Origin of the sequence: Bordetella pseudohinzii, from assembly GCF_000657795.2 — a bacterium.
GTDB classification, from domain to species: Bacteria; Pseudomonadota; Gammaproteobacteria; order Burkholderiales; family Burkholderiaceae_B; genus Bordetella; species Bordetella pseudohinzii.
Map to the genome: position 1 here is coordinate 211,309 of NZ_JHEP02000004.1, position 13,939 is coordinate 225,247.

The window sequence follows — 13,939 nt, forward strand, 5'->3', positions numbered from 1 at the left end:
GGCTGGCCGATGGCGGCGATAGGCTAGTGTGAGCGAGAGCGGGCGGGCTGGCTATTCGCGATTCCGGAAAGCCCACTTCGGCAGCGCCAAATGGGGATTTGCCCTAGCGTGCGGCCTGGCCATCCGCGGGCCAGGGCTGGCGCGTCGGCCTAATTGGCCTGTGTCGGGGAGCCGCCCTGGGCCAGCAGCTGCGGCGCGGCATAGCGGTTGCCGGCCAGGCCGGCCGGCAGGATGCGCATGGGCTGGTGCACGCGGTGCGCCGGCACCAGCGAGTCCGGGTCTTCGGGCCGGCTCCAGAGCGGATCGGGAATCTCGGCGAAGACCTGGCGCAGTCTTTCGCCCCAGGTGCCGCGTATCATCGCGAAGTACTCGTTCTGCTCGTCGATGCTGGAAAAATGCGTCACCCGCAGGGCGTCGGCCTCATACACCAGCAGGTCCAGCGGCAGGCCGACCGAGATATTGGAGCGCAGCGTGGAGTCCATGGAGATGAGGGCGCATTTGGCGGCTTCGTCCAGCGGCGTGTCCGGGCGCAGCACGCGGTCCAGGATGGGCTTGCCGTACTTGGCCTCGCCTATCTGGAAATACGGGCATTCGGGCGTGGCCTCGATGAAGTTGCCCGCCGCGTAGACCTGGAACAGGCGGCAGGGGGCGGCGCCGATCTGGCCGCCGAAGATCAGGTTGATATTGAACTCCACGCCCTGTTCGCGCAGCGCCTCGGCATCGCGCTCATAGACCAGCCTGACGGCCTGTCCCACCCGCCGGGCCGCCTCGAACATATTGGGCACGCGCCAGATCGAATCGGGCCGTTGGGCGTTTTCCTGGGCCAGCACGTTGAGCACGGCCTGGCTGATGGCCAGATTGCCGGCGGTCATGAGCGCCATGACGCGATCGCCCGGCAGCTCGAAGACATGCAGCTTGCGGAAAATGCTGATCTGGTCGACGCCGGCGTTGGTGCGCGAGTCGGAGAGAAAGACCAGGCCCTGGTTCAGCTGGGCCGCGATGCAGTAGGTCATGGCGCGGTCAAAAAAAGAGGGAGGAGGATGCGGTCTATTGCTGGTGGGCAGCCTGGACTTGCACCGAGACGCTCATGATTTCGCCGCCGCCGCCATTGCGCACGCCGCGCACCGGCGAGGCCGAGTCATAGTCGCGCGCCACGGCCAGCCGGCAGTGGCAGTCCGAGGCGAACTGGCGGTTGGTGATGTCCACGCTGACCCAGCCCTGGCCATCGAGCCAGACATCGGCCCAGGCATGGCTGGCCGCGTGGGCCGCCTCGGTGTAGAGATAGCCGCTGACGTAGCGCGCCGGCACGCCCAGGCCGCGCGCGCAGGCCAGGAAGAGATGGGCATGGTCCTGGCAGACGCCATGGCCCAGTTTCAGGACGTCCCCGGCGGCCGTGCCGACATCGGTGGCGCCGGGTTCGTAATGCACGCGATCGCAGATGGCCTCGGCCAGGGTCAGGGCGTCATGCGGGGTCTTCAGGCCATGCGACAGCGCGCCGCGCGTGAAGTCGCGCACGGCGGCGTCGGCATGCGTCAGCGGCGTGGGCACGCAGAAGGCATGCAGGGGCAGGCGGCGGTCCTCGTCGGGCAGCCGCCCCTGCGGCAGCATGTCGATCTCGATGTGGCCGGTGACGCGCAGCTCGATTTCGTCGTGCGGGCGGGTCATGGTCAGGGTGTGGGTGATGTTGCCGAAGGCATCGACCTGTTCCTGCAGCGGGCCGGGCGCGTCGATGAACCAGCGCAGGGCGCGCTGATGCTCGTCCTGGCGCGGCGTCAGGCGCAGGACCTGGATGCTATAGCTCACCGGCGAGGTGTAGCGATAGTGGGTGACGTGGCGGATCAGGTGCTTCATGCGGGCTCCGGTATCAGGTCGACAGCGGCAACAGGAAATCCTGGCTGATGCGGTTGCCCAGGTCATTGATGCGTTCGAGAAAGCTCTCCAGAAAGCCATGCAGGCCGCCGCGCAGGATGTCCTCGACACGGCCGAAGCGCAGCTCCGCGCTGAGCCGGCCGGCGCGGCGTTCGGTCTCGGCCGAGCGTTCATTGGCCACCCTGGCCAGGTTGTCGGCCACGGCCTGCGTCGAGGCCAGCAGCGAACGGGGCATGTCGCCGTGCAGGATGAGCAGTTCGGCCACGCGGTCGGGCGTGACGACATCGCGGTAGACCTTGCGGTAGACCTCCAGGCCGGAGACCGAGCTGAGGATGGCCGACCAGCGGTAGAACTCGTTCTGCGGGCCATGCTCGCCTTCATGGAATTTCACGTCCAGCAGGCGCGCGGTGTTGTCGGCGCGCTCCAGGTGCATGCCCAGGCGCAGAAAGCACAGCGCCTCGTCTTCGAGCATGGTGCCCTGAGTGACGCCGCGCGCGACATGCGAGCGGAATTTCACCCATTCGAAGAACTCGCCCGGATTGCGTTCCGGCAGGCCGGACTGCAGGTGTTTCTGGAACTCCAGCCAGGTGCTGTTGTAAGTTTCCCAGAGTTCGGTGGTGAGGCTGCCGCGCACGGCGCGGGCGTTCTCCCGCGCGGCGCGCAGGCAGGCATGGATGGAAGAGGGATTGTCCGGGTCGCGCACCATGAAGTGCAGCACGCTGGCCGGGGTGAGCGCGTCGTGCCGGGTCTCGTAGCGGCCGTGCAGTTCCGAGATGCGCAGCAGGGCGCGCCAGGAGTTCTCGCGCGTCAGCGCATCCTGGGGCAGCAGCGACATCTGCAGGTTGACATCCAGCATGCGCGCCGTGCTTTCGGCGCGCTCGGTGTAGCGGCACATCCAGAAAAGATGATCGGCGGTTCGGCTCAGCATGGTCAGTCTTCCAGTACCCAGGTGTCCTTGGTGCCCCCGCCCTGGCTGCTGTTGACCACCAGCGAGCCTTCGGCCAGGGCCACGCGGCACAGGCCGCCCGGCACGGTGCGGATGTCCTTGCCGCACAGCACGTAGGGGCGCAGGTCCACGTGGCGCGGCGCCACGCCCGATTCCACATAGGTGGGGATGGTCGACAGCGACAGCGTGGGCTGCGCGATGTAATTGGCCGGGTTGGCGAGCACGCGCTGCTTGAAGTCCTCCACCTCCTGGCGGCTGGCGCAGGGACCGACCAGCATGCCGTAGCCGCCGGCGCCGTGGACCTCCTTGACGACCAGGTCCTGCATGTGCGCCAGCACATGCGAGCATTCTTCGGGCCGCGCGCATTGCCAGGTCGGCACATTGGACAGCAGCGGCTCTTCGCCCAGATAGAAGCGGATCATCTCCGGGACATAGAGATAGGTGGACTTATCGTCGGCGATGCCCGTGCCGATGGCATTGGCCAGGGTGACGCGGCCGGCGCGATAGGCCGACAGCAGGCCGGGCACGCCCAGCGCCGAGTCGGCCCGGAAAGACAGGGGATCGAGAAAATCGTCGTCCAGCCGCCGGTAGATCACATCCACGCGGCGCGGCCCGCGCGTGGTGCGCATATAGACCGTGTTCTGCTCGACGAAGAGGTCCTGGCCCTCGACCAGTTCCACGCCCATCTGCTGGGCCAGGAAGGCATGCTCGAAATAGGCCGAGTTGTACATGCCGGGCGTGAGCACCACCACCGTGGGATCGTCGTTGCCTCCCGGCGCGACCTCGCGCAGATTGTCCAGCAGCAGGTCGGGATAGTGCGCCACGGGCCGGACCTTGTTGCTGCCGAAGGCGTCGGGCATCAGGCGCATGGACATCTTGCGGTTTTCCAGCATATAGGACACGCCGGAGGGCACGCGCAGATTGTCCTCCAGCACATAGAACTCGCCCGCGCCGGCGCGCACGATGTCCACGCCCGCGACGTGGCAATAGATATCCTCGGCGACGTCGATGTCCTGCATCTCCGGCCGGTATTGCGCATTGAGGAAAACCTGTTCGGCCGGCACGATGCCGGCGCGCACGATATCGTGGTCGTGATAGATGTCGTGGATGAAACGGTTGAGCGCGCGCACGCGCTGTTTCAGGCCGGCATCCAGGCGCTGCCATTCGGCCGCGGCGATGATGCGCGGGATGAGATCGAAGGGGATGAGGCGCTCGGTGCCGGCCGCGTCGCCCGCCACGGAGAAGGTGATGCCCACGCGCCTGAAGCTCAGGTCGGCCTCGATCTGGCGCGCCGCCATCGCCTCGGCGGGCTGGCCCTCCAGCCAATAGGCATAGCCCTCATAGTGGGGACGGACGCGACCCTGGGCGTCGAACATCTCGTCAAAAACCATGGCGGGCCCGTCCTTCATGCTGTCTCCTGCGGTGGCGCGGTTGACAGGAAATCAAGCAAGCCCCATGCCAGCTTCGCGGGCGGGACGGCGCCTGGGGCGCGCGCCGGCGCGCACCATAAGAGGTGCCGACCGGTGCGTCAGGATGGTGCGTTTAGCGCAGGATGTGCGAGAACACGCTGCCGCGCCCGGCCGGCAGGCCGCCGGTCTCCAGCGGCGCCTCGGGCACCCAGCCCGAGGGGGTGAGCACGGCGGCCAGGGGGACGTCATGCGGGGCCGGCTTGTAGTCTTGCGGCAACAGCCCCTCATCCCAGGCAATACCGATGGCGGTATGGGGATGGCCGGCCGCCGTCAGGGCGGCCAGCGTGCGGTCGTAGTAGCCGCCGCCATAGCCCAGCCGCTCGGCGTCGGCCGTATAGCCCAGGGTGGGCACCAGCAGCACATCGGGGACGACGAGGTCGCCAGCCTGCGGCTCGGCGATGCCATAGGCGCCCGCCTGCATGGGGGCATCCGGCGTCCAGCGGCGGAATTCCAGGGCGGCTCCCCGTTCGCGCACCACGGGCAGACAGACGGTGATGCCGGCGTCGACCCATTGTTGTAACAGCGGCCGCAGGTCCGGTTCTTCGGCCATGGGCCAGAAGGCCGCGACGCTTTGCAGCGGCCGGCCCAGGCCGGCCGCCCGCTCGCGCGCCACGTTCAGCCAGGTGAACAGCCGGCCGCGCATGAGCAGCGCGCCCCGGCTGCGTTGATTTTCGGGCAGCTCGGCGCGTTGACGGCGCAATCGCGCGCGCAGCGCGACTGCGGTATTCTCTCCAGTATTTTGGGTCTGCATACGGGCGGGCCTGGTCTAGCGGTGTAAGGCGTGAAGGGGCGGACGATGAAGCCAACGGTGAGCGCGGGGCGTCAATCCCAACGGTATCAGAATTCCTTGGCCTCGGGCGGGCTGCGGCGGCTGCTGCCGCTATTGGCCTTGCTGGCCGCGGGCTGTGCGCCGGTGGACGCCCAGCAGCGCGCCGAACCGGCCGCCTCGCCGGCGCCGGCGCTGGCCTTGCAGACCTCGCTCGCGCCCGAGCAGGCCGCGCGGCCCATCGCCGTGCCGCGCGCCGTGTTGGCCGGGTTGCCCGCTTCGCCCGATTCGACGGCCCGCCAGGCGGTGGTCTCGGCGCGCGAGGCCATGACGCGCAAACAATGGTCGGTGCTGGGCGCGCTCGCGCCCCAGGCCGAAAGCGATGTGCTGGGCGCCTACCCGCAATACTGGCTGCTGCGCTATCAATTGGCCGTGCCGCCCAATGGCGTGCGCCCCGACAGCCAGCTCACGCGATTCCTGGCCGCCAATGCCGGCAGCTACCTCGAAGACCGGCTGCGCAACGATTGGATCCTGGCCGCCGCGCGCAGCGGGGACTTCGAGACGGTGCGCCGTCTGGCGCCGGCCAAGGCCAGCAATGCCCAGGTGGCCTGCGCGGTCCTCGACGCGCGCCACATGACGGGCAAGCGCGCCACGGCCGAAGAGGCGCTGAAGGCCTTCGCGCCGGGCTCGGCCTGCTGGGCGCTGTATGACCAGCTGGTCGCCGACCGCGTCCTCGGCTGGGATGAGCTCCTGCCGCAATTGCGCGATGCCATCGAGAACAACCGGACCACGGACGCGCGCAAGCTGGTGCAGTATTTGTTCGAGCCGCAGGACGTCAAGACCTACGACCTGATGATGCGCGACCCCATGAAATGGCTGGTGCGCCAGGGCAAGTCGCCGGTGGGCCGCAACGAAAAAGAGCTGGTTACCCTGGCGTTGGGCCGCCTGGCGCGCTCGGACATCAGCGTGGCCGATTCCTATCTGGAGCGCGAATGGGCCCGGCACTTGCCCCGCCCCTACCTGGCCTGGGTGCGCGGGCAGTATGCGTTGGCCGCCGCCGTCGCGCTCGATCCGCGCGCCTATGAGTGGTATCGCGAGGCCGGCCACATCCGCATGACCGACAACAACTACGCCTGGAAGGTCCGCGCCGCGCTGCGTCAGCAGCGCGTGGACTGGAAATGGGTCGTGGCCTCGATAGACGAGATGTCGCCCTCCCAGCGCAATGAAGAAGTCTGGGTCTACTGGAAAGCGCGCGGACAGGCGGCGCTGGGCCAGACCGCCGAGGCGCAGCGCGCCTACGCCAGCATCGCCGGCCAGTTCAATTTCTATGGCCAGCTTGCCACCGAGGAGCTGGGCCAGCGCATCAAGCTGCCGCCCCAGGCCGAGCCGGTCAATGACGCCGAAATGCGCGAGGCGCGGGCCAATCCGGCGCTGGTGCGCGCCGTGCATATGTTCCGCCTGGGCTGGCGCTCGGAGGCCGTGCCCGAATGGAACTTCGCCCTGCGCACGATGAACGACCGGCAGCTGCTGGCCGCCGCCGAGCTGGCGCGGGCCGAGGGCATCTATGACCGCGTGGTCAACACCTCGGAGCGCACCGAACGCGAGTTCGATTTTTCGCAACGCTATATCGCGCCCTTCGAGGGGCGGGTGTCGGCCAAGGCGCGCGCGCTGGATGTGGATCCGGCCTGGGTCTACGGACTCATCCGCCAGGAGTCGCGCTTCATCATGGACGCCCGTTCGCATGTGGGCGCCTCGGGGCTGATGCAGCTCATGCCCGCCACGGCCAAATGGGTGGCCGGCAAGATAGGCATGACCGACTTCACGCCGGGCAGCGTGAATGATTTCGATGTCAACACCGAGCTCGGCACGCAATACCTCAACATGGTGCTGCGCGACCTGGACGGCTCGCAAATGCTGGCCAGCGCCGGCTACAACGCCGGCCCAGGGCGGCCGCGCAACTGGCGCGCGACCTTCAGCCATCCGGTCGAGGGCGCGGTGTTCGCCGAGACCATCCCGTTTACCGAGACGCGCCTCTACGTCAAGAATGTGATGTCCAATGCCGTCTACTATGCGGCCATGTTCACGGGCCAGCCGCAGTCGCTCAAGGAGCGCCTGGGCAATGTGGTGCCGCCGGCCGCCGTCATGGCCAAGTCGCCATGAGCGCCACGCCGGATCCAGCCATCGCGGGCCTGCAGGTCTACATCGTCGGCGGCGCCGTGCGCGACGCGCTGCTGGGGCTGCCGGCCGGCGACCGCGATTGGGTGGTGGTGGGCGCGACGCCCGAAGAAATGGCCAGGCGCGGCTTTATCCCGGTGGGCGGGGATTTTCCGGTCTTCCTGCACCCGGTGAGCAAGGAGGAGTACGCCCTGGCGCGCACCGAGCGCAAGTCCGGGCGCGGCTACAAGGGCTTTACCTTCCATACCGGCGCCGACGTCAGCCTGGAGCAGGATCTGCGGCGGCGCGATTTCACCGTCAATGCCATCGCGCGCGCGCCGGACGGCCGGCTGGTCGATCCCCTGGACGGGCAGGCCGACTTGCGCGCGCGGCGCTTTCGCCACGTGGGCGAAGCCTTCGCCGAAGATCCGGTGCGCATCCTGCGCCTGGGCCGTTTCGCGGCCCGCTTCACCGATTTCAGCGTGGCGCCCGAAACGCGGGCGCTGTGCCAGCAGATGGTGGCGCAAGGCGAGGTCGACGCCCTGGTGCCCGAGCGCGTCTGGAAAGAGCTGTCGCGCGGCCTCATGGAGGCCATGCCCTCGCGCATGCTGCGCGTCTGGGCCGAATGCGGCGCCCTGTCCCGCGTGATGCCGCAGCTGGCGCAATGGGAGGACGTTGCGCCCGGTCTGGACGAGGCGGCGCGGCGCGGGCTGCCGCTGCCGGGCCGTTATGCCTTGCTGACCCGCCTGAGTCCCGAGCGCGACGCCTTGGCCGCGCGCCTGCGCGTGCCGACCGAGTGCGCCGACCAGGCGCGCCTGCTGCCCGTGTGGCTGCAGGCTCTGCCGGCGCGGTCGGTGCCCGAGCGGCTGGATCTCATCGAGCGTTGCGACGGCTTGCGCAAGCCCGAGCGTTTCCTGGCCCTGGCCGAGACGGCCTCGGTCGTGGCCGAGCTTGACGCCGGCCAATGGCGCCGCGACCTGGAGGCGGTGCGCGGCGTCGATGCCGGCGCCGTCGCGCGGCAATGCGCCGGCGAACCCGCGCGCATCAAGCCGGCCTTGCGCCAGGCGCGCCTGGCGGCCCTGGGCGCGGTCTAGAGGCTGCCGCGCCGGTCGCCGCGCGCAAACCCCAGCGGGCCGGCCGGCACGCCGCGGCCGATGGCCAGCACTTTGAAGAGCTCGCCCATCTCGGCTTCCGAAAGCAGCTTCTGCACCGGCGCGGCCGCCTGCGCATAGGCCCGGCTGTCGGCCGGGTCCAGGCGGCCCAGCAGATCCAGCAGGCCGGCGTTCATCAGGAAGCGCGCCTGCGAGGTATAGCCCAGCACATCCAGGCCGCCTTCGAGCGCGGCGTCGGCCATGGCGGTGAAATCCACATGGGCCGTGATGTCTTGCATGCCGGGCGCCACGAAGGGGTCGGCGTGCGCGTGATGGCGCAGGTGGCACATCAGCGTGCCGCCGGCGCGCTGCGGATGGTAGTACTCATGCCGCGGAAAGCCATAATCCAGCAGCAAGGCGGCGCCGCGCTTGAGCCAGCGGCCCATCTCGCGCACCCAGGCCTCGCCCTGCAGATTGATTTCTGACACATAGCCGGGCAGCGCCGGCAGGCGCGCGGCGACCACGGCGGCCAGCGCCGCATCGGCGGGGCGGTCTTGCCATACAAAACCATCCTGCCAGCCCACGCCGCGCTCCAGCACCCGGCCCTGCTCGTCAAAGCGGAACAGGCGCACCGGCATGGCATCGAGCACCTCATTGGCCAGCACCACGCCTTCGAAGGCTTCGGGCAGCTGGTCCAGCCATTGCACGCGCTCTGCATCCAGGCGCGCCTGCTGGCGCGCGCGCAGGTCGGCCGACACTTCGACGATGGTGTATTCGACCGCGAAGCCGAGACGGTCGAGCTCGGCCATCACGCCCTCGGCCAGGGCGCCGGTGCCCGCGCCGAATTCGAGCACGCGCGCCGTGCCGGTGGCCTGCAGCCATTGGGCGGCCTGGCGCGCCAGCGTGCCGGCAAAGAGGGGGCTGAGTTCGGGCGCGGTGACGAAGTCTCCGCCCGGCTGGCGCGCATCGCCAGGGTCCGAAGCCAGTTTGACGGCGCCGGCGGTGTAATACCCCAGGCCCGGGGCATACAGGGCCTGGGCCATCCAGCGCTCGAAGGACAGCCAGCCGCCCGCCGCATCGATCTGCTGGCGCAGGTGGTCGGCCACGGCCGCGCTGTGCGCGCTGGCCTCGGCATCCAGGGCCGGCAGGGAAGAAGAAAGAGTCGATTGCATGGCCATATTTTCCCACGCGCCCGAGTCCGGCGCTGGGCGGCGGCGGGGACGAAAAAAAACCGGGCCCTGAGGGGCCCGGTCTTCATGGCTGCTGGCGATCAGCCGCGGCGGTCGCCGGCGGGCTTGCCGAAACGCTTGCCCGGCGCGCCGCGCTTGTCAAAGCTGCGCTGCGGGCGGTCGCCGAAGTCGCGCTGGGGGCGGTCGCCAAAGCTGCGCTGGGGACGGTCGCCGGCGTCGCGCTGGGGACGGTCGCCAAAGCTGCGCTGGGGCCGGTCGCCGAAGTCACGCTGCGGACGATCGCCAAAGCTGCGCTGGGGCCGGTCGCCGAAGTCGCGCTGCGGACGGTCGCCAAAGCTGCGCTGGGGCCGGTCGCCGAAGTCGCGCTGGGGACGGTCGCCAAAGCTGCGCTGGGGGCGGTCGCCGAAGTCACGCTGCGGGCGGTCGCCAAAGCTGCGCTGGGGCCGGTCGCCGAAGTCACGCTGGGGGCGGTCGCCAAAGCTGCGCTGAGGACGGTCGCCGAAGTCGCGCTGGGGGCGGTCGCCAAAGCTGCGCTGGGGGCGGTCGCCGAAGTCGCGCTGGGGGCGGTCGCCAAAGCTGCGCTGGGGACGATCGCCGAAGTCGCGCTGCGGACGGTCGCCGTGGCGGCGCTCGCCAGGACGCTTGTTGCCGCCGAAGCGCGGGCCGTTGCCCGGGCGCGGGCTGCGCTGGGGTTCCAGGCCGGCAATGGTTTCGGGCGTGATGGTCTGGCCGATGTAGTGCTCGATACGACGGACCTTGTGGCGCTCGGAGTGCACGGCCAGCGTGTAGGCCAGGCCATCGCGGCCCGCGCGGCCGGTGCGGCCGATGCGGTGCACGTAGTCTTCGGCCTGCAGCGGCAGGTCGAAGTTCACGGCGTGGCTGATGCCTTGCACGTCGATGCCGCGGGCGGCCACGTCCGTGGCCACCAGCACGCGCACCTGGCCGCGCTGCAACTGGGTCAGCGTGCGGGTGCGCTGGCGCTGGTTCATGTCGCCGTGCAGGGCCGCGGCGGCGAAGCCTTGTTCGGCCAGGCGGTCGGCCAGGTCGTCGGCGCCGCGCTTGGTGGCGGTGAAGACGATGGCCTGGTCCAGGCGCGTGTCGCGCAGCAGGTGGTCCAGCAGGCGCATCTTGTGCGAGGCGTCGTCGGCGTACAGCAGGCTTTGCGTGATGTTGGCGTGCTTGTCGCGGTGGCCGGCGATCTCGATGCGCTCGGGTTCGCGCATCATCTTCTCGGCCAGGCGGGCGACACTGCCGTCCAGGGTGGCCGAGAACAGCAGCGTCTGGCGGCTTTCGGGCAGGCGCTCGATGATGGTCTCGATATCTTCGATGAAGCCCATGTCCAGCATGCGGTCGGCTTCATCGAGCACCAGGGTGTGCACGGTGCTCAGCTTGACGCGGCCGGCCTTCAGGTGGTCGATCAGGCGGCCGGGGGTGGCCACCAGCACGTCGACGCGGCGCGACAGGGCCTTGAGCTGGGCGCCATAAGGCACGCCGCCCACCACGGTGGTGGTGCGCAGGCCCGGCAGGTTGGCGCCGTAGGCCGCCGTGGCGTCAGCCACTTGCAGGGCCAGCTCGCGGGTCGGGGTCAGCACCAGGATTTGCACGCCCACGCCCTTGTTGGGCGACAGGCCGGCGACACGGTTCAGGGCCGGCAGCATGAAGGCGGCGGTCTTGCCGCTGCCCGTCTGCGAGGAGACCATGAGGTCGGCGCCAGCCAGGGCGCGCGGGATCGCGGCGGCCTGCACGGGAGTGGGCTCGGTGAAACCGGCGGTTTGCAGAGCGGAGAGAATGCTGGGCGACAGGCCCAGGTCTTCGAAAGACATAGCGTTTCCTTGCCGCGCAGGGCGGCGCAGATGCATGGGCAGCGGGCAAAGGAAATCAGCCCCGGAACCAGGCAGCGGTTGATGGAAGCATCGTGCCGACCGAATCAACCGTGCGCGGATTGCAGGCAACGAATAACGGCCTGCGGGGCGAAAGGAAAGAGGTCAGGAATCGATGAAGTTCGGCATGGGGCCCGTCACGGGCATCGACTGCATAGCGCCTAAAGGCGAAAGAAAAATGCCGAATCTATTGGTGCAGTGCGGCGATCATAACCGAAATTCGGCCTGATGGGGGTTTTTTTTGAAAGTTCTTGTCCAGTCAATCAGGGTTTGACCTTGTTTGGCCAGCCAATTGTTGGTCAGGCGGAAGTGTCCGCAGCCAATAAATGGGGTCGGAGGCCGGGTCGCCGACAGGGGCGAGGGGTGATTGGCGGCCAGCACGAGATGGGGGTGGCCGGGCGGCAGCAGGGCGGCCTTGGCCTGCGCATGCGCGCCCCAGAGCAGGAAGGCCTTGGGGGCCGGATCCTGGGCCACGCGGGCGAAGATGGCGTCGGTGACGGTCTCCCAGCCCTTCTTGGCGTGCGAACCGGGCTGGCCATCCTCGACCGTCAGCGAGGTGTTCAGCAGCAGCACGCCCTGTTCCACCCAGGGGCCGAGGTCATGGCCCGGCGCGCCTGACAAGGCATAGTCGCGCCCGATTTCCTTGAAGATATTGCGCAGGCTGGGCGGGCACTTGCAGTCGTCAGGCACCGAGAAAGCCAGGCCCTGGGCCTGGCCCGGGCCGTGGTAGGGATCCTGGCCGAGGATGACCACGCGCACCTCGGAAGGCGCGAGCGCCGACAGGGCGCGCAGCGGCGTGGCCGGATAGACGGTGGCGCCTTCGGCCAGCCGCGCCTCGACGTGGCGGATGACGCCGTCCAGGGCGAGGGCCACGCGCGGCGCGGCCAGAACCTGGGCCCATTCGGCGGGCAAGGCGGCCGCCTGGGCGGCCAGCGTGCGGGGAAGCAAACGATTGTCGATAGCCATGGCGGCGATTGTGGCACAAGCCTCAGCGCGCCAGCGGCAAGGTCCGCAGATAGTGGCTCAGGATGCCGCTGGAATAGACGCTGGCCACTTCGCGCAAAAACTGCAGGAAGTCGACGTCGGCGTGTGGGTCGGCATGGTCGGAGATGGTGCGCAGCAGCGCCCAGGGCACGCCGAACTCGTGGCAGACCTGGGCCACGGCGGCGCCTTCCATCTCCACGCACAGGGCGTCGGGCAGGCTGGCGCGCAGCTGCCGCCCGGTGTCGGCGTCGCCGACGAAGCGGTCGCCGGTGGCGATCAGGCCGCGGTGCACGCGGCTGTCGCGTCCCTGCAGAAAGTGTTCGGCGCACTGGGCCAGCTGGCGGCTGAGCCCGGCGTCGGCCTCCAGGCGCGACACGCCCAGCAGCGGCAGTTCGTAGCGCGGAAAGAGCGGGCGGGCGTCCATGTCATGCTGCAGGGCCTCGCTGCCGATCACCACGTCTCCCACCTGGACCTCGGCATGCAGGCCGCCGGCCACGCCGGTGAATATGACGCGCTCGATGGCGAAGCGCTGCAGCAGTGTGGCCGTGGTGGCCGCGGCGGCGGCTTTGCCCACGCGCGTGAGCGCGATCACGCATTCGTGGCCGTGCAGCAGGCCGTGGTGATAGTCGCGCATGCCGATGCGATGCACCTGGGCGCCAGGCGCCATGGCCGCGGTGAGGTCGCTGATTTCGTCGGCCAGCGCGGCCAGGATACCTATGGCGATGATGTTCTCCTTCAGTTTCGGCGCGCGGCCGTTCGTCCGTGAGCGGCTGCGCCCCAGGCCCGCGGTGGTCCGACGATATTGCAGAAACCGTCGGCGCGCCAGGGGCGGGTCCTCAAGCGCCGCCAGCCGCGTAGCGGCTGGGCGTCACGCCGAACTGCTCGCGGAAAATGCCGATAAAGGCGCTGGTGCTTTCGTAGCCGACGGCCAGCGCCACCTGGGTGACCGGCTCGCCCAGGGCCAGCAGTTCCAGCGCCCGCAGCATGCGCGCCTGGGCGCGCCATTGGCCCAGGGTTACGCCGGTCTCGGCGCGAAAACGCCGCATCAGCGTGCGCTCCGACATATTGAAGGCCCGCGCCCAGGCATCGATGCCGCGCGCATCGCCGGGCGCGGCCAGCAAGGCATGCGCCAGGTCCCGCAGACGCTCGTCATGCGGCAAGGGCAGCGACAGGCGCTCGGTTTCGATCAGGCGCAGCTCCTCGGTCATGACCTCGAACAGGCCGCGGGCATGGCCGTCGGGCAGCGTGGCGCATTGCGCCAGCCGCAGAAAGAGCGCTTCGATGAGCGCGCTGGCCTGCCAGCTGCAGGGCCTGGGCGGCAGGCTGGCGCAGGCATGCGCGCGCACGAACATGGCGGTGCCGCGCGCGCGGCCGAACCAGCGCGCCTGCAGCTGCATGCCTGGCGGAATCCAGCCCAGGCGGCCGGGCGCAAGCGAGCTGAAGTCGCCGCCGCTGTGCAGCAACATCAGGCCTTCCTGCACCAGCAGGAACATGCCGTCCAGGTGGGAGTGCGGCAGCACTTCCGTGCCCCGCGGCTGGCGCTCGCTCAGGAAGTGGTGCGGCTCAAACAGCCATTGCGGATCCGGCGGC

At 69.3% G+C, this 13,939-nt stretch carries 12 protein-coding genes; 2 read left to right on the plus strand and 10 right to left on the minus strand.

The features are described 5' to 3' along the window. Window positions 1-149 precede the first annotated feature (149 nt). From L540_RS07515 to L540_RS07535, 5 genes are all read right to left on the minus strand, one after another. Window positions 150-1,013, minus strand: a complete 864-nt coding sequence (locus tag L540_RS07515; RefSeq protein WP_043207069.1) for a proteasome-type protease — start codon at window positions 1,011-1,013, stop codon at window positions 150-152. Window positions 1,014-1,047: 34 nt separating this feature from the next. Continuing rightward, window positions 1,048-1,851: a transglutaminase family protein gene (locus tag L540_RS07520; protein ID WP_043207066.1), complete on the minus strand. Its 804-nt coding sequence runs from the start codon at window positions 1,849-1,851 to the stop codon at window positions 1,048-1,050. Between the two features lie 13 nt (window positions 1,852-1,864). Continuing rightward, window positions 1,865-2,797 carry an alpha-E domain-containing protein gene (locus L540_RS07525; protein ID WP_043207063.1) on the minus strand — a complete coding sequence of 311 codons (933 nt, stop codon included), beginning with the start codon at window positions 2,795-2,797 and terminating at the stop codon, window positions 1,865-1,867. Window positions 2,798-2,799: 2 nt separating this feature from the next. Next, entirely contained in the window at window positions 2,800-4,224 is a 1,425-nt protein-coding gene (locus tag L540_RS07530) for a circularly permuted type 2 ATP-grasp protein (protein ID WP_043207062.1), read from the minus strand. Between the two features lie 133 nt (window positions 4,225-4,357). Continuing rightward, the gene (locus L540_RS07535; RefSeq protein ID WP_043207060.1) at window positions 4,358-5,035 is read right to left on the minus strand and encodes a 5-formyltetrahydrofolate cyclo-ligase; all 678 of its coding nucleotides are present in this window, start codon (window positions 5,033-5,035) and stop codon (window positions 4,358-4,360) included. 45 nt (window positions 5,036-5,080) lie between these two features. On the opposite strand from L540_RS07535, the gene L540_RS07540 reads away from it, so the two are divergent. Further along, window positions 5,081-7,210 carry a lytic transglycosylase domain-containing protein gene (locus tag L540_RS07540; RefSeq protein WP_109842508.1) on the plus strand — a complete coding sequence of 710 codons (2,130 nt, stop codon included), beginning with the start codon at window positions 5,081-5,083 and terminating at the stop codon, window positions 7,208-7,210. Then, window positions 7,207-8,298 carry a tRNA CCA-pyrophosphorylase gene (locus tag L540_RS07545; protein WP_043207056.1) on the plus strand — a complete coding sequence of 364 codons (1,092 nt, stop codon included), beginning with the start codon at window positions 7,207-7,209 and terminating at the stop codon, window positions 8,296-8,298. The genes L540_RS07540 and L540_RS07545 overlap by 4 nt, the downstream gene beginning before the upstream one ends. Here the strand turns inward: L540_RS07545 and L540_RS07550 are convergent. From L540_RS07550 to L540_RS07570, 5 genes are all read right to left on the minus strand, one after another. Continuing rightward, window positions 8,295-9,467 carry a class I SAM-dependent methyltransferase gene (locus tag L540_RS07550; protein WP_043207375.1) on the minus strand — a complete coding sequence of 391 codons (1,173 nt, stop codon included), beginning with the start codon at window positions 9,465-9,467 and terminating at the stop codon, window positions 8,295-8,297. The genes L540_RS07545 and L540_RS07550 overlap by 4 nt on opposite strands. Window positions 9,468-9,565: 98 nt before the next feature. Continuing rightward, window positions 9,566-11,344 (minus strand): DEAD/DEAH box helicase, encoded by a 1,779-nt coding sequence (locus L540_RS07555; protein WP_109842507.1) that lies wholly within the window; start codon window positions 11,342-11,344, stop codon window positions 9,566-9,568. Between the two features lie 228 nt (window positions 11,345-11,572). Then, window positions 11,573-12,331: a uracil-DNA glycosylase gene (locus tag L540_RS07560; RefSeq protein ID WP_043207052.1), complete on the minus strand. Its 759-nt coding sequence runs from the start codon at window positions 12,329-12,331 to the stop codon at window positions 11,573-11,575. A gap of 22 nt (window positions 12,332-12,353) precedes the next feature. Then, a complete protein-coding gene (locus L540_RS07565; protein WP_180961749.1) occupies window positions 12,354-13,076 on the minus strand; it encodes a 5'-methylthioadenosine/adenosylhomocysteine nucleosidase in 723 nt (240 codons plus the stop codon). A gap of 109 nt (window positions 13,077-13,185) precedes the next feature. Further along, window positions 13,186-13,842, minus strand: coding sequence for a helix-turn-helix transcriptional regulator (locus L540_RS07570; protein ID WP_043207372.1), 657 nt, complete (start codon window positions 13,840-13,842; stop codon window positions 13,186-13,188). Window positions 13,843-13,939 lie beyond the last annotated feature (97 nt).